This window comes from Microbulbifer sp. CNSA002 (genome assembly GCF_047324085.1).
Lineage (GTDB): Bacteria > Pseudomonadota > Gammaproteobacteria > Pseudomonadales > Cellvibrionaceae > Microbulbifer.
Map to the genome: position 1 here is coordinate 3,895,481 of NZ_CP172449.1, position 18,594 is coordinate 3,914,074.

At 42.7% G+C, this 18,594-nt stretch carries 24 protein-coding genes; 2 read left to right on the forward strand and 22 right to left on the reverse strand.

Annotated elements, in window-relative coordinates; all coding sequences use genetic code 11:
- The first annotated feature begins 475 nt into the window (after positions 1-475).
- Positions 476-1,144, forward strand: coding sequence for a FecR family protein (locus ACG1BZ_RS17230; RefSeq protein ID WP_413662894.1), 669 nt, complete (start codon positions 476-478; stop codon positions 1,142-1,144).
- Positions 1,145-1,414: 270 nt separating this feature from the next.
- Here the strand turns inward: ACG1BZ_RS17230 and ACG1BZ_RS17235 are convergent, their stop codons facing one another.
- The 18 genes from ACG1BZ_RS17235 to ACG1BZ_RS17320 form a co-directional block, all read right to left on the reverse strand.
- Complete coding sequence (locus ACG1BZ_RS17235) at positions 1,415-3,355, reverse strand: hypothetical protein (protein ID WP_413662895.1); 1,941 nt, start codon at positions 3,353-3,355, stop codon at positions 1,415-1,417.
- A gap of 432 nt (positions 3,356-3,787) precedes the next feature.
- The gene (locus ACG1BZ_RS17240) at positions 3,788-4,045 is read right to left on the reverse strand and encodes a hypothetical protein (protein WP_413662896.1); all 258 of its coding nucleotides are present in this window, start codon (positions 4,043-4,045) and stop codon (positions 3,788-3,790) included.
- Positions 4,046-4,154: 109 nt separating this feature from the next.
- Complete coding sequence (locus tag ACG1BZ_RS17245; RefSeq protein WP_413662897.1) at positions 4,155-4,994, reverse strand: GH12 family glycosyl hydrolase domain-containing protein; 840 nt, start codon at positions 4,992-4,994, stop codon at positions 4,155-4,157.
- 420 nt (positions 4,995-5,414) lie between these two features.
- Complete coding sequence (locus ACG1BZ_RS17250; RefSeq protein WP_413662898.1) at positions 5,415-5,672, reverse strand: hypothetical protein; 258 nt, start codon at positions 5,670-5,672, stop codon at positions 5,415-5,417.
- A gap of 108 nt (positions 5,673-5,780) precedes the next feature.
- Positions 5,781-6,083, reverse strand: a complete 303-nt coding sequence (locus ACG1BZ_RS17255; protein ID WP_413662899.1) for a hypothetical protein — start codon at positions 6,081-6,083, stop codon at positions 5,781-5,783.
- A 150-nt stretch (positions 6,084-6,233) separates the two neighbouring features.
- Positions 6,234-6,542 carry a hypothetical protein gene (locus ACG1BZ_RS17260; RefSeq protein ID WP_413662900.1) on the reverse strand — a complete coding sequence of 103 codons (309 nt, stop codon included), beginning with the start codon at positions 6,540-6,542 and terminating at the stop codon, positions 6,234-6,236.
- Positions 6,543-6,761: 219 nt separating this feature from the next.
- Positions 6,762-7,070 (reverse strand): hypothetical protein, encoded by a 309-nt coding sequence (locus tag ACG1BZ_RS17265; RefSeq protein ID WP_413662901.1) that lies wholly within the window; start codon positions 7,068-7,070, stop codon positions 6,762-6,764.
- Positions 7,071-7,599: 529 nt separating this feature from the next.
- On the reverse strand, positions 7,600-8,094 hold the full coding sequence (locus ACG1BZ_RS17270) for an NUDIX domain-containing protein (RefSeq protein WP_413662902.1): 495 nt from the start codon (positions 8,092-8,094) through the stop codon (positions 7,600-7,602).
- Positions 8,091-8,381: a hypothetical protein gene (locus ACG1BZ_RS17275; RefSeq protein WP_413662903.1), complete on the reverse strand. Its 291-nt coding sequence runs from the start codon at positions 8,379-8,381 to the stop codon at positions 8,091-8,093. Before ACG1BZ_RS17275 ends, ACG1BZ_RS17270 begins: the two co-directional genes overlap by 4 nt.
- 128 nt (positions 8,382-8,509) lie before the next feature.
- Positions 8,510-9,679, reverse strand: coding sequence for an AAA family ATPase (locus ACG1BZ_RS17280; RefSeq protein WP_413662904.1), 1,170 nt, complete (start codon positions 9,677-9,679; stop codon positions 8,510-8,512).
- 140 nt (positions 9,680-9,819) lie between these two features.
- Complete coding sequence (locus ACG1BZ_RS17285) at positions 9,820-10,230, reverse strand: hypothetical protein (RefSeq protein WP_413662905.1); 411 nt, start codon at positions 10,228-10,230, stop codon at positions 9,820-9,822.
- 243 nt (positions 10,231-10,473) lie between these two features.
- Entirely contained in the window at positions 10,474-10,671 is a 198-nt protein-coding gene (locus ACG1BZ_RS17290; protein WP_413662906.1) for a hypothetical protein, read from the reverse strand.
- A gap of 89 nt (positions 10,672-10,760) precedes the next feature.
- Positions 10,761-11,162 carry a hypothetical protein gene (locus ACG1BZ_RS17295; protein WP_413662907.1) on the reverse strand — a complete coding sequence of 134 codons (402 nt, stop codon included), beginning with the start codon at positions 11,160-11,162 and terminating at the stop codon, positions 10,761-10,763.
- A gap of 77 nt (positions 11,163-11,239) precedes the next feature.
- Positions 11,240-11,701, reverse strand: coding sequence for an ankyrin repeat domain-containing protein (locus ACG1BZ_RS17300; protein WP_413662908.1), 462 nt, complete (start codon positions 11,699-11,701; stop codon positions 11,240-11,242).
- Positions 11,702-12,194: 493 nt separating this feature from the next.
- Positions 12,195-12,530 (reverse strand): hypothetical protein, encoded by a 336-nt coding sequence (locus tag ACG1BZ_RS17305; protein WP_413662909.1) that lies wholly within the window; start codon positions 12,528-12,530, stop codon positions 12,195-12,197.
- Positions 12,531-12,625: 95 nt separating this feature from the next.
- Positions 12,626-12,922, reverse strand: coding sequence for a hypothetical protein (locus ACG1BZ_RS17310; protein WP_413662910.1), 297 nt, complete (start codon positions 12,920-12,922; stop codon positions 12,626-12,628).
- Positions 12,923-13,544: 622 nt separating this feature from the next.
- On the reverse strand, positions 13,545-13,805 hold the full coding sequence (locus ACG1BZ_RS17315; RefSeq protein WP_413662911.1) for a hypothetical protein: 261 nt from the start codon (positions 13,803-13,805) through the stop codon (positions 13,545-13,547).
- A 555-nt stretch (positions 13,806-14,360) separates the two neighbouring features.
- A complete protein-coding gene (locus ACG1BZ_RS17320; protein WP_413662912.1) occupies positions 14,361-14,600 on the reverse strand; it encodes a hypothetical protein in 240 nt (79 codons plus the stop codon).
- A 324-nt stretch (positions 14,601-14,924) separates the two neighbouring features.
- On the opposite strand from ACG1BZ_RS17320, the gene ACG1BZ_RS17325 reads away from it, so the two are divergent.
- Positions 14,925-15,866, forward strand: coding sequence for an IS110 family transposase (locus ACG1BZ_RS17325; protein WP_413662913.1), 942 nt, complete (start codon positions 14,925-14,927; stop codon positions 15,864-15,866).
- Positions 15,867-15,901: 35 nt separating this feature from the next.
- Here ACG1BZ_RS17325 and ACG1BZ_RS17330 read toward each other — a convergent pair whose 3' ends face one another.
- From ACG1BZ_RS17330 to ACG1BZ_RS17345, 4 genes are all read right to left on the reverse strand, one after another.
- The gene (locus ACG1BZ_RS17330) at positions 15,902-16,150 is read right to left on the reverse strand and encodes a serine kinase (protein ID WP_413662914.1); all 249 of its coding nucleotides are present in this window, start codon (positions 16,148-16,150) and stop codon (positions 15,902-15,904) included.
- Between the two features lie 32 nt (positions 16,151-16,182).
- A complete protein-coding gene (locus ACG1BZ_RS17335) occupies positions 16,183-16,692 on the reverse strand; it encodes a hypothetical protein (protein ID WP_413662915.1) in 510 nt (169 codons plus the stop codon).
- Positions 16,693-17,201: 509 nt separating this feature from the next.
- On the reverse strand, positions 17,202-17,549 hold the full coding sequence (locus ACG1BZ_RS17340) for a hypothetical protein (RefSeq protein WP_413662916.1): 348 nt from the start codon (positions 17,547-17,549) through the stop codon (positions 17,202-17,204).
- A 492-nt stretch (positions 17,550-18,041) separates the two neighbouring features.
- On the reverse strand, positions 18,042-18,476 hold the full coding sequence (locus ACG1BZ_RS17345) for a hypothetical protein (RefSeq protein WP_413662917.1): 435 nt from the start codon (positions 18,474-18,476) through the stop codon (positions 18,042-18,044).
- Positions 18,477-18,594: the final 118 nt, after the last annotated feature.

The following is an 18,594-nucleotide window of genomic DNA, read 5'->3' on the forward strand; positions in this document are numbered from 1 at the left end:
TGCCAAATATCACACATGTACCAAACTCATAAGTCTCCAACTTTAGTCCCTGATGGCGTTTAAAGCTCTTTTACATCGAAAAAGTAAGTGTCCCCGTGGAAACTCTCTGAATCGCCTATCACAAAGTAACCCAGGCCACCCTAATAAGCCCCCTGTTTTCACAAAACAGCAACTATCGCAGGTTCAGGCCAAGATAACCTACCTCCAAGCAGATAAAATTTATCGTAGTACGGTAAAACACAGCGAAATAGCTCTCTAGTCATGACCATTTAATAAAACCACAACAAATCCCCCTTAAAAAAGAAAAGAAAGCGTCGCAAGATAAGAGCCAGTATCGGAGACAAGTATGCCCTATTAATTCCCCAATCAGGTGGAATAATAAAAAGTCAGGCGCTAACAATAAAATATATAAAGCGCACTAAGGTCCCACCTATAAGGACCAATTCTGCTTTCGAGCCAAGCCGAGGGGAAAAGTATGGAAGATTTAAAGACACGGGAGCCATTTAAATGCCGTTACCAAACAGCTCCCAAGGAAATATCTAAGCAAACCCTCCCCGATGGTAGCCATATAAAGTTGAGCGCCACAACTAAAGTACTCGTTAATTATTCAGAGACACGCAGACGCATACGTCTATTAAATGGGGAGGCCCAAATAAGCATTTGTAAAGAGGTAACCTGGCCATTTATAGTAGAATCACGACAAGCATTGATCCGTACACATAAAGCCACTTTCAATATTGACCAGCGATATGGAATAACAGAAGTCACTGTTCTCGAAGGGAATATCACTGTCAGCCCGATAAAACAAAATAAAAATCGCGCCGAAATAAAGAAGGGTGAGATGCTCAAAGTGACTGAGCACAACACCGGTGCAATCAAAGGTTTTGAGGTTTCCAGCTATAAGGATTGGGGAAGTGGATTTACAAAGGCTGATAACATCAGATTAACAGAACTTCTAATATCGCTAAATCGCTTTACAAATACACCACTTGTGACGAGAGACCAGAACACTAGTAGACTACTTGTTAGTGGGGTTTATGACCTGAATCATATAGAAGATACCGTCCTCTGTCTGAGCAAATCTTATAACCTGAAAGTCACAAAAGAAGAGTCTCACACAGTGCTAGAGCTGCTTCCAGAATAATAACCTAGCTTGTTAAATACCAACAAAAGTGGTCTTGTGTACCTAACAATAAAGATAAAACAGTACTTTTCTGTAATTCTACCAGCAAATACGGTCAATCTTAGGGGCTCAGTATTACTAAAAATACGTAATTTGCTAGCCTAGTACCCTCAGCTGGCAAGGGGTACCAGGAATTCTCTTTCTGGTCCAGAGACTCCGAACCTTGCCAGCTTTTTTTATCACTTTGACTCAAAGTAAGTGACAGTAGAACCAAAGAAAAGACTGTAAACCCTACTCAACCGTGTCCTTATCTTCTTGCCTCAAATAACCAGCCGCATTTTCATCTTGAGCTAATTGTCCCTGTTCTGTCATTGGCAGAGCACGACTTTGCTGATTAATAGCATGAATATTCGAAGTGTTTTCCAAGTCTCTACTGCTTGTAATGGAGGCAATAGACTCTCTATCTTTCAAGAAACTAATTACGTCATCCCTGATTTCAGATAAGTCGCGTTCAGACTTATGCATTTCAAGTATATGCCTTGGATACTCCAAGTTTCTCATGCCAGATGCGGCAAATGTACTGGAGACAACCCTGGTTACTATCACCCAAGGCGTAATCGAACTTCTGACTAGTACATTTTCAGAACGAGTACTGTCATGTATTCCAGTGCCCGTTGAGATCTTAGATTCAGTGAATGTCCCTTCGCATTTAAAATACACCAATAGTGATTCAAACTGCATCTCAGCAAAGAAGATATGTGCCGCATTGACCAACAAGCGAGCAAATGTATTAAGAATAAATCCTATCAATAGCAGGTGAATTAGCGTCATACAGAGCGCGCCGCCTGCTGAAATATACTGTTCTAGCAGAGCTAAGCGGCCAGCTTCCTCGTCTAAGGCTCCAAACTCCTGTTTAATGGCTGTAAGAGATTCCGGCTGAAAGAAGTGAATAACATCAATCAAAGAATATGCAAGCCAAATAGCTAGCGCAGTAACAACGATATAAAGCGCATTACCTGCGAAAAGACTAATATCGCGAATCAGCTTGAATTTATCACCCAAATCAACAGGACGAACGGTAGGTTGTACTTCCTGGATCATTTCCCCATTGAATGAACCTTTACCATCCACTTGCTCTTCAAGTTTTGGATCAAGCTCTCTGTAAATACGATTGGGCACTTCCTTATAACGACGATTTGCCATCACAAGGTTATCCAAGTTTATAAAGATTTCCTTCGGGTGAACCGATTCCTGCCAGTTATCCCTTAATTCAGAAACCTCAGTGACTGGGTTTGCTATTTCGCTTCTAAAGCGCAGCATATAGACAACAGCAAAACTACAAGCAGCGCCTACAAATATAACCCCAAGAATATACAAGAACGGGCTAAAGCTCGGTAAAGCTTCAGTCAATACGCCGGACACACTGATTATTTCATCTAGGGAAGTAGTACCTTCCCCCTTAAAAGCCTCAACGCCTAAACTTAACCCCAATCCTAGCAACAGAGGCACCACAATCGAGAATAATATCGTTTTTGCAATACTTCCCCCCGTAAGGCTCGCTACACTTTTCTGGGCTTCCCGTGAAATACCTTTACTCGCAGAGTGCCATACAATCAATGTATAAAGTAAAGCGATGGCAGAGTACATCGGGAATAGCTTTTCTCCCATATCACCAGCAAAACCACTGAGACAAATAAAAGCGACAATGACATAAGAGAGCAAGACAGTTAATGTACTTACCCATGCGCCAAACTGTGCCTGAGCCATATTTCGAATGGGGTATGGCATATAAAGCAATTTAGGGAAGATACTGTGTAATACCCGAGCCAAGAAGCCCTTAGGCTCTAGAAAGGTTGGATTCTTACGGCCGACTAACATCTCTTCTAAGCCGGAAGCGGTATAAGCCACTTCATTTTTCTCTTCTGATGCCGTACTCGTTTCAGATTTCGAGTGGTTAAAAGCTAATGATACCGGATGATTTCGACCAACAAAGAAGCGTAATAAGGCCAAAATGCCGCCTGATAGAGCTCTGATACCGCTGACCAGTAGGATTGCCCCCACCACGACAAGCACCCAACCACTTACGGGGTCCGACTTCACCTGGCCAGCAGCGATAAACAGCAAGATTAGGGCTACAAGAAACTGAACTCCCCCCCTAATTGCGGTAACCCGGCCTTCTTTCTTAAAAGGGTTCTTCAGGCCCAAATCAATCGAGCCGTAATCAAACGCCATAGAGTATCCCCTTAGTACTGGTACTTATGCCTAAAGCCTTAATCTGCTAAAAGAAGATGTACTTCTCAACTCAATGCAGCTTAAGGCTTTCCTGACTATTTTTCACTCACTTTCTATAAAGATACTTGCTATGCACTAGTAAGCTAATTGCAGCCCTCTATGTGTTGCATGTATTTCTGTATAACTAGGTATTCTTGAAGGCTTGGATAAGGAGTTATAGGCTGCTCGCATATGGCCTGTACAACGCCTAGCCGATAAGCTATCTATACCTGTTCCCAGGCCAGGACATAGAATCGAGTTAATTCTCTCCGAGGAGTTTGATCGGTTAAATAGCTGCACAGAGTTTAAGATTGCTCGAAAAACGTAATATGCATTTAACGTATTGGAAGCCTCTTCCGGCACTCGCATAGTTGGAGCTGATATTAAATATGGCTAATTCTCATGGGAGGTAGGTACTACGACTGCTGATCCTACCGGAAGCTCTCCATGAAAGTCGTATTTGATCCGTTCTTGCACCCGATCCTCTACTTGAAAACCGAGCCTATCCCTAATTGGCAGATCTAACCCGCCATCCACAATTCCGAAGCTATTGGCAGGGCTAACCATTACATCAGTTGACCTGGAAAATAAATCACCCTCAATAAAATCTACAATTTCAACATCTTCAAATACTTCACTCCAAGCTTCCACAAGCTCCTTGGATGTATCAATTAAATAGATTTAATCTGGCAACATAGGTATCTCGGCCTTCAAAAGAAAAGAAACTTGTAGCAACATTTAATCAAAAGTATCTACAAATTCACAACTCTCTCACCTGATAATCAACTGTAAAATCCTTTACCCATGTAATTCCGGAGCCACTCATAACTTCATTCCCAAGTTCTATATCGGCAATAAATAGACCCTTGGGGATTAAACTATTTCGAACTGCGTAATTCAGTAATTCCAAACCAGGAATAGAGGCAATCATGGAAGGTTGCTTGGCCCTAAATGATACATACACCCAATTATTATCATTTACTCCCGACATATCCTTCCAATTTTTATGGTACCAAACCTCCCATACTGAATCATTAATCGATACCTCACTATGTTTTATCCCCGCAGGGTTGAAATGTCCATCAGTAAAATATGTCCAGATCATAATTTCAGCCGCTATTACCGAACGATTTGGTTTACGCCCTCTATAAGCTTCAGAAGTTAACCACATCGTCGTAGCCGTATTATAATCTCCACTCGACTTACTTTCTGTATGATGTGAAATATCAAGATTCGCCAGACTAGATATCTTTAAGGGGAATGCATCATCAAACTTAGGTTCCGGCGCCCAAGGAGAAGACCCTATTTTTATTTGTGGTTGGGAATAAATTACCCGTCGATCCAAAGGCCAAGACCATGACCAACCAAATTGTAACTCACCCTCTACCAGTCTTTTCTCCAAACATTGGGACCAAGGATCATCTTCTGCAGCATATTTATTCCAGACATTATTATTCATTATACCCAGCTTGGTAGGTACATTGTGAAAGTCTTCACAGCTGATAGTTGTAGTTTCCGGCTTTACCCAACCAGAACCATTACTAACTTTAGTAGCACAAGAAGCAGTCATAATAATAAAAAAACACAATAAAAATCTCAAAACTCCACTTCCCAGTAAGTTAACAAATAGCATTTTTCTCTTAAACTACCTAATTCTTTATTTTTGATAAGAAACAAAATATTTATCATCCAATATTAGCCCCAACACTCATACTTTCGGCAACTGGTACATAACGTATATTGTTATATCGCAATAGAGGAAAACAATATACGTTTATATACTTACTCTTGCCTAACTCTAATTTTGAAAACCCGTTCCACTCATGGATAAATTGAGCCTCATCTTCGGCCGCCACCGAAGGACTTGTATGCCACAGCTCCTTTGATAGCCGACTCATAACGACCATTAACGTCTTGCTAAGGGGCGACAGCGAAGCTGGCGTCCCGCGGAGTGCCGAAGGCACGGAGTGAACTTGAGCAAGTTGTTAAGTGATAACACTGTAATGCATATACTCAATTTTCACTTTTCCTGACTAATCAACTGCTTAGCTAGAGTAAACCGATTAACTTCAGACCGGAATTGCCCATTTTTTTTGTAAAACTTTATTATCTTGCCCATGAATTCAACTTCTGTTTCAGACATCGGCATATTATCCAAAGATTTAAGCTCTTGAATTTCCTTGCAGAGAGAAACAAGTTTAAATAGTTCTTCAAATATTAGGGGGTCGCTATTATCAATGAGGTTTATTGCGTATTCTATTTTTCTTTGTAATTCCATAGCATCCTTATGCACTTAACGCCTCAATAGCCAGCAGATGGAATGAAGCAAAGCGTAGTATAAGCTGTCCGGTGCCGAAGGCGCGAAGTTGATTGATTTGTTATGTTTTTAGTCATACTCCCAAAGCTCCACTTCACCCAGGTTCGTTGAAGCTCCATCTTTAATTCTAAAACCAGACTGAAAACATGAGATTGAACCAAACCAGGATTTTTTACGGAGTTCTATTATTACGGCAAGGGCACCATCAGGATCTCTTTCGCTCCATGCCAGAAGCGGATACTCCTTGCCAAAGATATCGTGCGTCCGTTCGAGCATGTTTTTACCAAGAACGTCTAGCTCAGGCTCAGGTTTGAGCTTTAGCTCCTCACAAACTCTCATCAACTCTTCTTTTATCAGATCAATCTTGCTCATGGTTATAAAACTGGTGTCTACTTTTTGTGGGTAACTCTGTCACATAGCGCTCTTAGCAACGACTGAAATGTAGCGGCGAAGCTGCGGAATGTAGGTCCAGCCACGAAGTGGCGATGTTGCCTAAATTTGTTAGGTGACGTCTGATTGGCACTATCTTTCCTTAATTGCACATTGGGTAAAGGGAGATAAGCTATTACACTCAATTTCGACTTTATGCACTGGCCCACTGTCTACAAGTGCATATGCCTTGTCTTGCGCGATAGTAATCCATGAGTCGTTGCTAAGGGCGCAAACAGACCAAGGAAAGAAACTGTGCGCCATAATGACCGACATAAAATTAAATTTCTCAATAGGCGCCAAGTAAAACGTACCTAGCTTGTCAGTTTTGCTATCGGAGCTCCTACCTTCACATTGCTCGACTCCATTCCCGGCTACAACGCGTACGGGCAGATTATTCATAGGTGATCCTGATTCAGTAATGACACCTGATATTTCAGGAGTAAGATTACTGTAGTGCGGGATTGGGACACATCCAATTAAACCTAGAAACAGTAGTAATGTTAAAATTCGCACTCTAGTCACCTAACGCCGCCAACACGGGCCGAAATGGAGCTGCGAAGCAGCGGAATGTAGGTCCAGCCAGCTTTGCTGGCGGCCGTGCTTAGCTTTGTTATGTTTTTAAGCTTCATACGTAGCTACCTCACTTAGCCACCAATTTAGTTTGTCATCTAGCTGCCATTGCTCAGATGTTTCAAATGACTTTTGAAGAACTTGGTTCTCCGACTCGATATCGATTGCCTCAACTACCAAGCTACCACTTTCCCAAATTGTTGCTCTTGTTAGAAGGCCGTTTCCATCGATTTCGATGTATCGAAATTTGACCGTATTCCCCAATTCCTCGGTGATAGAGACGGCATAGTCCTCAGTCTCAAATATTTTTAATTTAGAGGTTTTCCATTGCTCTAAATATGGTAGCAACTCATTCATGGTTAAACATAACGCCGTGCTCTGGGGAAAACCGAATCGCAGCGTAGGTTTTTCCTTAGCAGCATTTTGTTATGCGCCTGGCACATTGTTCTTTTCCTAATATTTTTCAATTTCTGACTTAACGACTTCTAACGCATCAAATTTACTATCATAGGCCTTAACTTGATGTATTTGGCTACTTAACTCTAGCTGCCATTTTTCACTCTCTGGCCACAAGAACATAATTCTATGTAAGACTCGAATATCTTATGCTGAACATGAAATTTCCTCGCCTTCTTGGAGCATTCACCCTCTACTAGAATACGGTGCAATGAGAAGTACCTCGTTGCCTTTATGTTCAGTTAACTTAGCACGCAAAAATAAGTAGAAAGATTCAATAAGATCTGAGCAAAGACTAAATTTAATTTTCTACCTTTCAATAGTCCTGCTCTTCATAAATGCATAACGCCAGCCACACAGGCGAGCGAAACGCAGTGTAGCGAGTCAAGCCAAATGCGTTTTTTTCATTTGGCGACTGCACTGGCTTTTGTTATGCATTTTCTCTCGCTAGCCATTTCTTAATTAATGGTGTAGACCCTCTCCCAAAGCTCCAAGACGCTAACTCTTTACGAGATAGCAGCTTGTATGAATCGTTTTCTTCGTTGAGGATAATTTCACCCTCGGTTTTTGCATAATATCCGACCATTACTTGGTTAAGGTTTTCATATATTGAGGTCGTGATAAGCTCAATATAGGTGGTTTCTAAATTTAGTTCTTCACGAATTTCACGCATTGCTGCCTTTTTTGGATCTTCGTTAGTATCAATAAAACCAGAGACTAAAGAGTACTTCCAATCCGGCCACTCGACGTTATGAGTTACAATGTATTTTCCATCATGTTCCACCAGAGCGATTGCAACAGGAGTAGGATTTTCCCAGAAGACAAAATCGCAAGTATTAGTGCTGCAGCATAGCTTATAACCTGATTCTAATAATCGTTTTTCAAGTTTGTGGCTACAGGCTGGACAATATTTAAAATCGCTCAAACTTTAACCTCTTCTAGCTTTCTTTTGAGATCATAGTTTATCTCTTTAGCAGAGTAAATCTTGGGCTTGCTTTTATAGCCTTCAGTATCAACTTGGTAATTTATCGAGAACACTTCATCTCCATCTTTTTCAAGTTTGAAACACAAAAATTCTTCCCAGCGCCCCGCCCAACCAGAAGTAACCAAAAGAGTGTAGCCGCTCTTTTGGTAGGTACTTCCTTTTAATTTATTAAACCTAGTTCTAGAAAACCCAAGATTCGATACCAAATAATCAAAAACTTCTTTCATATGGATAGCTCACGATCATGCATAACGCATCAATAATCGGCAGCGCTGTGGCAAAGCCACGCTTTTAGCTGTCCGGCGCCGAAGGCGCGTAGTTGATTGATTTGTTATGTGTGATTCTAGCATGGTACTTATTTCCCTTTGTCAGGCCAAGCCCACATTGGTTCATCTAGTATACCCTGACCTACAACTTTCGTTTGCCCCAGCTCTTTCTCAAGCCTAATTGAGTTGCAATCCTCTGAGCTTTCTAGTGCAGCAATTAACCGCGATGCATGAGATACAACCCATACTTGAGTAAATTTCGATGCTTTAATAATTAATTTAGCTAGGGCTGGTAACAAATCTGGATGGAGGCTAGTTTCAGGTTCATTCAACACCATTAACGGTGGAGGCCTTGGGGTTAATAGTACTGCCACCCAAAGCAGGTATCTCAGGGTGCCATCTGATAGTTCGAATCCAGATAAAGGTCGTAGCAGACCATACTGACTAAATTCAACAGAAAACCTCCCATTATTCTGCATGAGAATATCTAATTTGGCTCCAGGAAACGCATCATTTATTGCTTCAGATAAAGCCTGCGAGTCCCCAATTTCTTTTATGGTTTGAAGTGCTGCAGCTAGATCATGCCCGTCATTGTCTAAAATTGGTGTTCTTGTTCCTAGTTGGGGCTGCCTAGCAGGAGCATCTGCATCAGTCCTAAAATGATCGTAAAACCGCCAGTTACGAATATTATCCCTTATGCTAACAACCTCAGGTGTTCTTACAGGGTCCGCAATTTGACTGAATAAACTGTCGAAACTGCTCGCATACTGGGTTACAACCTCCCAGCTTCGATCAGAACGAACTTTTATTAAGCTTCCTTCACGATCTACCAACAAGCTTGCTGGACGGTAGGCGTTGCCAGCCCAAATACTCTCCTTTTTAATTTCTGGATCTAATGAAAAAGCAGAATTCGACGGCGTTGGTAACCCTAAAGAAATAGCATATCCAAAATCATCACTAGAAAAACCTAACCTCAACCTCGCTCGACTTTGTCTTGGTCCTCCTTGAACGAGTAACTCACCGCTTATCATTTTTTTTGTTATATTTTCAGGACCGGCCCAAAATGTAGAGTCTAAACCTCCTTCTTTTGCCAAAGCATTAACAACGCCTCCTTGGGCTGTTTCGGCAAGTAAACGAAGTGATTTATACAGATTTGACTTTCCGCTAGCATTAGCTCCAGTTACAACATTTAGATTGCTAAGGGGGATGACCAGATTAAGTAACGATCGGTAATTTCCTATTGAGATTGTATTAATCATATAAATCTATTTTCATAGTAGATTCTGACATATAACGCCTTGCTCACCTGCACACGCGGCGGAGAGCGCTTTGTGTAAACATGGATCACTGCGACTGACACAAAACGAGCGTAGCTATATGTGTCAGGTGTAGCAACTTGTTATGTGACTTTTTCACAGCTCAAAGCACCCTTTGTAACTTCACATTTAAATTTCCATGATTTTGGGTAGTCGTTTCCAAATATACCTGTATTTTCTTCCCAATAGTAGTGCTTACCACTTTCCTCAATAGCACATATTTTGATCGGCTTAAATGAATCAATTGGAACCATAAATGACATCTTGATCCATCCATATACAGGTTCAGAAATATACATACCTTCTTCAAGGTATAAAATACTGCCACCTTCACATGTTCCAGCCTTTGCCTCTAGCACCGAAGTAATTTGAACTTTTACGAAGCTTCCTCCGGCAATCGAAATTTCGTATCGAGGCTCAGAAATATGTCTTTCGGGATAAACAACACAGCTAGATAGACAAAGCATAAAGGCTAAGAGAATAAGTGGTTTCATCCTGACCTCACATAACGCCTAAAGCAGCGGACCAAAAACGCAGTTTTTGGTCCGCTGCCTTTACTTGTATGGTTATTCTTGATCGATTGCCAAGCTACAACCAAAGCCATCGATATATTCAGCCTTGATTTTTACACTGATGCTACCCGCATATAGTAACTTACCTACATACGTAGCGACCTTATCTTCAATCTTTAGCTCTGCTGCGCCAATGCTATTATTTTGAGGAGACGAAAATACAGCCTACACCAATGACGGCTTATATTTCTCAATTTTTGGAAAGTGCACTTTATAAATTCCGCCAGTAGTGTCGCCTTCCATTTTTTCAAATGTTATTCGCTCGTCACTTTCTTTGACCTCAGGCTTGCCACACGCAAAAGAGGTTGCCCAAACAATATTTGGGAATAAGACAATGACGATTAATATGATAGTTCTATTCATAGGAAACATAACGCCCGCCAACACGGGCCGGAGCTGCGAAGCAGCGGAGGTCCAGCAAATGTTTGCATTTGCTATCGTGCTTGGCCTTGTTAACTGACACTCTCACTACCCGCCATATTTTTCTCATACCAAACAGGCAAATTGGGGTTAACTTCCTGCCAAAGAACCCCATGATAGCTTTCTTTACGCAACTCTAATATCACCAGCACAAACGTTACAAATAAACTAATTCCGATTGTAGTGTACCAACTGACAATACCAGCTATTTCTGTAATAGTAGACATTGAAACGAAGACACCGGCCCAAATCAATTCAGATATTCTAGATATACGGATTACGTTACAAAATAAGAAAAAGTGGCCAACGACGAACAATACAATCGTCATCAAAATCATTGATCTGCTACTTATCACATAAGCCAGAATAGCTGCGACGGTTAGCACCGCTATATCGAGTAATGAAATCCTAAAGCCTGGCTTGAATTGACTCATATAGAAATTCCAGTTAACGCCATGAGCACGGGGAAAATTGGAGGGCCAGCGAAATTTTTTTCCTGTGACTTGCTTTGTTAGTTGCTCTCTCTAGCTCGGTATTCAATTATTAATGCCTCCATTTCTACATCGTCAAAATGTTTTTCAGCAAAATCGCCTTCTTCACTTCGATTAGATGGGTCAGCCCCATATTCAAGGAGAAGCTTCAAGCACCCTAAGTCTGATGCATAATGTATCGCTAACTCGCCCTCACTATTTGGCAAATTAGGATCTGCCCCGCCCTCGAGCAAAACACGAATTACTTCTGGATTACTATGAATATGAAGTGGAGCCATTCCATCGCCCCTTTTTACATCAGGGCAAACACCCAAATTGATAAACAACCGAATTATATCCGGATTGTCGTTGACATGTATCGGCTGTACATCGCCCGAACCGCAGATATCTACAGGCACACCAGAATTGATAATACTCCACGCCTCAGAAACACTTTCAACTGTGTGGAGGCGATGCCACCTTAATCCTTTCCCTGATTTCATTAATTGCTCCTACTGCCAACTAACGCTTCAATCAGCTGCTGCGCCAGCTGTCAGCTGGATTGACTTGTTAACTGTTAATACTAAGTTGCGGCGCAAAGAATATAACAACTACAAGTATTATACAGATAATTACTGCAAACGAAATTAAAGCTCGCCATATTGAAGCCTTAGTTGATAGCTCACCTTCTGTTCTAAGAGCGTGTTGAGCAAAAGTTGCTTTAACATGATTTTTTTGGATTTCTTGACTACTGATGCCAGTCCTGGAGATGCCACTTCGAATGATAAACCTAAAGACTGCAACCACCAGCGACACTATTGCCCCGGCAAAAAGCAGGCTAATTATTAAAATCCCAATTTTTATCAATATATCCATAATATGCAGTGACAGTTAACGCCGCCAACACGGCCGAAATGGAGCAGCGAAGCTCCGGAATGTAGGTCCAGCCAGCTTTGCTGGCGAACGTGCTTGGCTTTATTAAGTTTTTGGTTAGATCTATATGACATCGGGGTTGTTACCTGTTTGCATGTGCACTGCAGGGAATTTTTTAGCTTTGAACTCAAACACCACTAAACCACCCTCTGCCAACCATGGTTCAACTGCCTGATTTTTTGGAACCTTACTAACCGTATACTCTAAGCCGTACTTACGAAGGGCTTTGATCGCCGGTTTCCACAACCCCTCACAATTTTCTGAATTAATAGGGAATTCGCTATTGTACTCTGAGTTAAATAGCAGCTCGCGCCATATAGGATCTTGGCTAAGATCAATAACCGCCAACTCCAACCAGTGCCTATGGAGTTTTTTCAGTATTCTAGGCTTTCTCTTCATGTGAAACTTAACGCCACCAACACGGGCCGAAATGTAGCAGCGAAGCTGCGGAATGTAGGTCCAGCCAGCTTTGCTGGCGATCGTGCTTGGCTTTGTTAAGCACTACAGGCTCCACGGGGACGCGATACATAATTTATCACTGTTGCTTTGTTGCTTTGTTGCTTTGTTGCTTTGTTGCTTTGTTGCTGATAACGTTGATTGATAATGCGCCTCGAATACAGAAATACTGATAAACACACCACAGATACCAACAGTTTTATAAGCATTTCTTCTGGGCTGACCTCCATGCCTGTACCTCCAGGTGAAGGTAATATTGAAAGAACTACTCTCACGGCGTCGTTGGCACCTACGAAACCAATAATTCCACGTAAAATTCTTAAAATTACTATCATTTCACCGCCATGTAATTTCTGCTTAACGCCCGGCTTTGGGGCGGACTTGTAGCTGCGGAGCAGCGGAAAGGCCGTCCCAGCCCCGCAGGGGCAGCAACAGCCGCTTGCTATGCATTACTTCCACTTTGGCAAAATTACGTTGTCAGGGTAGTCAGGCGATGTTGTTGACATTCCCCAATAGTAAACGAACGAAACAGGCTCACTTTGATGCTGTAAGTGACCAACGACAAACCAATGCTGAAACTTGAATAAATTTAATCTCTTTACCTCAACGATATCAGTGACTACGACTGAATCACCTTGTTTGAGCGTTGCTACAGTATCACCGATGTAGCACTTGTCATTCTTATTCTGCCAGACAATCTCATTTTGGATTGACATTCCCGCTCTGGGAGCTCTACTACAAATGAGGCCATCGCTAGTAAGTATTTTAGTGCCCAGCATATTCTGAAATCGAGCTTCAGAACCCAACCTGTCGACGCTAGTGCAACCTAAGGGCAAGAGACAGAGCACAATAATTTTCAATTTACTCATAGATGCATAACGTTGCCAACAGGGGCGGCCGAAGCATAGCGTAGGCCGTCCAGCCCAACCAATAGCTGGGCGAGCCTGCTTGGCCTGGTTATGTGGTTGGGGGTATATCAGAATGCTCGCCATTTTTAATTACCGCCCGCATGAAATCAACTAAGTGCACTAATACCAAAGCTATTAAAACGCCAATGAATTCAGCACCAAGAGGTATTATTTCATCTTTCCCAAGTAAGACGCGAATCAATCCTACAAGAACTATTGAAGCACACAATATAAAAATAAGCTTAAATAAGTGTCTGATAAAAATTTTACCGCAACCACCTGCTTTAAACCCATCAATGACATCAATCATATTTCCTACTCATTGACACATAATGCCCGCAATAACCGGCCGGAGGCGCGATAGCGCCGGAGGTCTGGCGGAAGCCACGAGGTGGCTGGGGCGAAGTTAATTGTCTTGTTATGTTTCTGGGCCTCGCCACTTAAGACGATGCCTTTGATTTTGCGGCACAGCATCAAATAGCTCTTTTATTAGCCCAACTATATTCCTACATTCTGGCTTTCCTGTCGCGTACTTGCAGTATGACCGTGCGTGTACGTTTAGAAAATAGAAATCATGATCAACAAAGTCAGTTTCTAAAATAGAAGTTACAAGATCATGGGTTAACTGACACAATTCATATGCGCTTGCTTTGCTTCGACCAACGGGTAGCTTCCGAGAAAGCTCATTTCTTGCTCTCGGGATGGTGTGCCGTAAAAGCGCCACATATATTTCTTGTTTAACACTCATGCTCTATGGGTACTTCGAAAAATAACACCGTCAACACGAGCCGAAATGGAGCAGCAAAGCTACGGAATGTAGGTCCAGCCAGCTTCGCTGGCGTTCGTGCTTGGCTTTGTTATGCATTTATACGACTTGCTCCTTGAAGAATTGCACCGTGTCACTTTGGTCGTTAACCACAATTAAGCAGCCGCAGGACGGACAGACCTTTTCAGTTTTGGACTGAACAATGATTTGTTGTATATCGGATTCAGTGACAGTTTCGTTATCAATGACTTCTTCAGGAACAACCAGAGACCAGCCGCTACCTGCGAATAGATTTTTATTGATCTTTTCTCCACAGAGACATATTACCCAACTGCTCACGATATCCTATTCACTCCTTGTGCATAACGCCGTGCACACTGGCAAGCGAAACGCAGTGTAGCTTGTCAGAGCGGCGCAGCCGCGCTGTGCTGCACTTTGTATGGTTGTTCTTGATCGATTCTGATGTTGAAAATCCTTTTCGCTAACGGGTAAATTGAGACCCACCTTCGGCGGCCACCGAAGGCCTTGTTTATCACAGTTCGCTGCTTGGCTGGTTCGTAAAAGACCGATAACAAGTATGAACGTGATAAGCACTCACTAGGCATAACTCGGATAGTCATGTGGGCCTCGAGCCCGAATAGCAAGGCGGAGATAGCTTATCTTATGGAACCTCAAGAGATCAATGTCGGTATCGATACCAGCAGTAAACAACTCGATATTTATGTGAGACCTACTGGCCAGTTCTTTAGTGTTGCCAATGATAAAAATGGCATTAAAGATGCCATTAAACAACTACAACCTCTTAAACCTCAAAGAGTATTAATAGAGTCTACGGGAAGGCTCGAGTTAGAGTTTGTTTGCGCCGCCGACAAAGCCGGATTACCTATTGTTGTTTGCAATCCTTCGCAGATAAGGAGCTTCGCTAAATCCGCAGGGCGCCTCGCCAAAACTGACAAGCTAGATGCAATGGATATTGCACATTTTGGTGAGGCCATGAAGCCAGGGCTGTCGGTGCTAAAACCAGAAAAGCTTAGGGAGATCAGTGACTTACTGGCGGTAAGAAGTCAGTGTTTAGAGATGAGTACAATGCAAAAGAATCGGCTTCAGAGAATGCCGAAATCAGTACACAAACCTATACAGACCATTCTAAACACCATCAAGAAAGAGCTACAAGGTATCGACAAGCAACTGGATAAACTGGTTAACAGTGTGTCTGAGTGGCGGCAAAGGCGTGACCTATTGTTGAGTGCCAAAGGGGTCGGAAATGTATTGGCCTATACGTTAATGAGTGAACTTCCTGAGCTAGGACAATTGAACCGTAAAGAAATCGCTGCACTTGTCGGTATCGCCCCGATGAACCGTGATAGCGGCAACTTCCAGGGCAAACGATATATTCGAGGTGGAAGGCATCGCGTACGCACGGTTCTTTTTGTTTCCATCATGTCGGCCATACAACATCATCCCAAACTAAAGCCCATGTATAAGCGATTAGTCGACGCTGGCAAACCTAAAAAGGTTGCTCTGGTTGCCTGCATGAGAAAGCAGATTACGATCCTGAATACAATGGTGAAAAACAACACCTACTGGGATGAAAGTATGGCTTAAAAACTTGACGAGTAACCATAGTCACTTGTTAAGCATTAGACTGTAACGTACCCCTCGGACCAATGATCTTTGCCTATCTCATATTCATCAATATAAAACCCACTTTCCTCATCATCCTCAAGAGGGTCAATTAGCTTTGGGCAACCAGAGAACCCTGGTTGAGAAGCTAACCTTTCAATGGCGCCTAGGGCATCCTCTTTACTTGCGTAGAGGCCAATGACTTTTACACATTCATTATCTTCTGCGATGACGTGTAAGTGCTGTAGTAAAAATGCAGATTTCATAGTGTGCTTAACGCTTCAAACAGGGGCGCGCGTTAGCGCGTCCCGGCCGAAGGCCCTTGCTGCTTTGACTTGTTATGAGTGACCTTGGCACGTACATATTTGTACCACTTGTCACTTTCAGTTTTAATTATTTCCGCAGAGTGAAAATGACCTGGAGATTCTTTGAAAATAAGATAATTCTCTCCGGGCACGAAAGTAAATTGCAGTGTACATGCTCCACCATAGTACGGTGAGCGAGCAACCTTCTCATCACCTTCTTTCCAGAAATCCGGATTTTCATGTGAATTGAAGTCAATGGAACTATGCTCTTTTTTTGAGCGAAAGGTACGCCACTGAAACTCTGCTACTTCTTGGCCCTTTAACACTTCGATTACTTTGAATTTAAACTGATGGTTTTTAGAAACCGGTGTCGCGAGATATATTGAATTTGTATTTTCTATTAGTTCATCGCGGGACCAGTAAGATCCTTGAGCGGGGATGGCGCACGCAAAAGCTTTACCGCACAATAAAAGACTGGCTAAGATGATTGCGTATTTCTTCATGATCTTACTCATAACGTTGCCAACAGGGGCAGCCGGAGCGTTTGCGTGCGAAGCGCGCTGCGTAGGCTGTCCAGCCTAGCCCCACAGGGGCTGGGCGAGCCTGCTTGGCCTGGTTATAGCTGGCGCGCACTGAACAACCTACCTGCTCTCTGCCAGCCAACTTTGGCTGGCCACTGCCCAATATTTACGAAGAAAGAATACCGCACTTTCCCCAACCAATTCCTATCTTACTGGCACTCCACGAAATTGCTGCGGACTGCCTCTTTTTACAGCACCTGAGCGAACGCTCTAGGAGCGAAACTGCTTGAATAGCAATCAATAAAACTGCTCAATACTGGCTGATATTTAGTGGCACTAAACTTTCAGTTACTACGAAAAATCAATAAAACCGACCGCCACAATAACGCCGTGCGCAGCGGCGGCTTACTTTGTGTGCTTTTTGCACGAAAATGGGAGCGCAGCGACCGTGCAAAAAGTGCACAAAGTAAAATGTCAGCTGCCGCACCTTGTTATGTGGGTCTCAGGTATTTCTTGCCTACGAAGTAACAAACTATCATTGATACGAGTATGGATGAAACACACCAGGCAAAAACCCTACTGTAGTACTCAAGGCCACTAAAGAGCAAAAAACCATTAGGCACGAGTGCTATGAACATGCCAACCGGCATTGGAGCAAGTAAGACGGCCGAAAGTGGAACAAAAAGCAACAGTTTTATTGCCATATTCCACTGCACGCTTCTGATTTTCTTTGCATAAAAGTAGAGAGCGATTATCAATGGTGTGGACAACAACAACCAAAATGGAATACGCACAAGTAATTGCCAAGCTTGATCAATCATTTGTATCGCGATGTCCATATGCTCTATTTCCTGCTCACATAACGTTGCCAGCAAGGGCAGCCGAAGCGGAGCGTAGGCTGTCCAGCCCAGCCTCCGGCTGGGCGATCTTGCCTGGCCTGGTTAAATTTTATGTCCATTGAGGCCACCCCAGCGATTTAAGCCATATTAAAAAACTGATACAGCTCAGATATGGTAAACATTTGTACAGTCTGAATCGCTGCTTGCGATACCACAGAAATAAAATAGCCAAATACGTCGCAGTAAAACCGGCAACTACATGGTGAGCTAGCCTTGCTACGTCACGAGACTCGTTTGAATGGACAAAGCCCATCTCAATGACATACCAGTTTACCCACATAGCCGATAACCATGGCAAAAGTGAAATCACAATGAGAGAGTTATCAATACGGCTCACTTGGAGATTGCCCTTAGAAATTTAACGTCCGGCTCTACGGCTGGTAAAAGTGGAGGCGAAGCCGGAGCTTTTACCAGTCCGACAGCAGCCGCTTGTTAGCTTATGGGTCGATTAGCGAATTTACCTACACCCCTGCCACCAAGTTTATATCCCGAATACACAACGAACATTGCTAAGATGGAGTACAAGACTACAAAAGTTAATTCTAGCTGGCCTTTGATCAGGTAACCTACATACAACCCAGTTACTAAAATCAACAAATAGTGGGTGTATGTCATCGAGTTTCTATTCTTTCTCCCGCAATAAATACCTGCCAAGAATGGGAACAACATTCCTACTGCAAAGTTAATCATTTTTACTGTTAGTTTATCTGGATCTGGTTCATTTAATGGGAGATTATTTCCTAAGACCCTATCAGCAGTATAAAAAACCGCGAACGCTAAAATTGTTGCAAAGTATCCACCGATGCTAATAACTAGACTGCCAAATAGCCCTCTGAATTTTACTGTGCCCTTTACTTTTTCAGTCATTTCCATGTTCCACTTCATCCCCATTTATGTTTTATGTCAGTAATGTATCTCAAGTTCAAAAAAAGCTAACGCCTGCAGCAAAGGCCGACCGCCAGGGAGGTCCAGCCCGCTTGCGGGC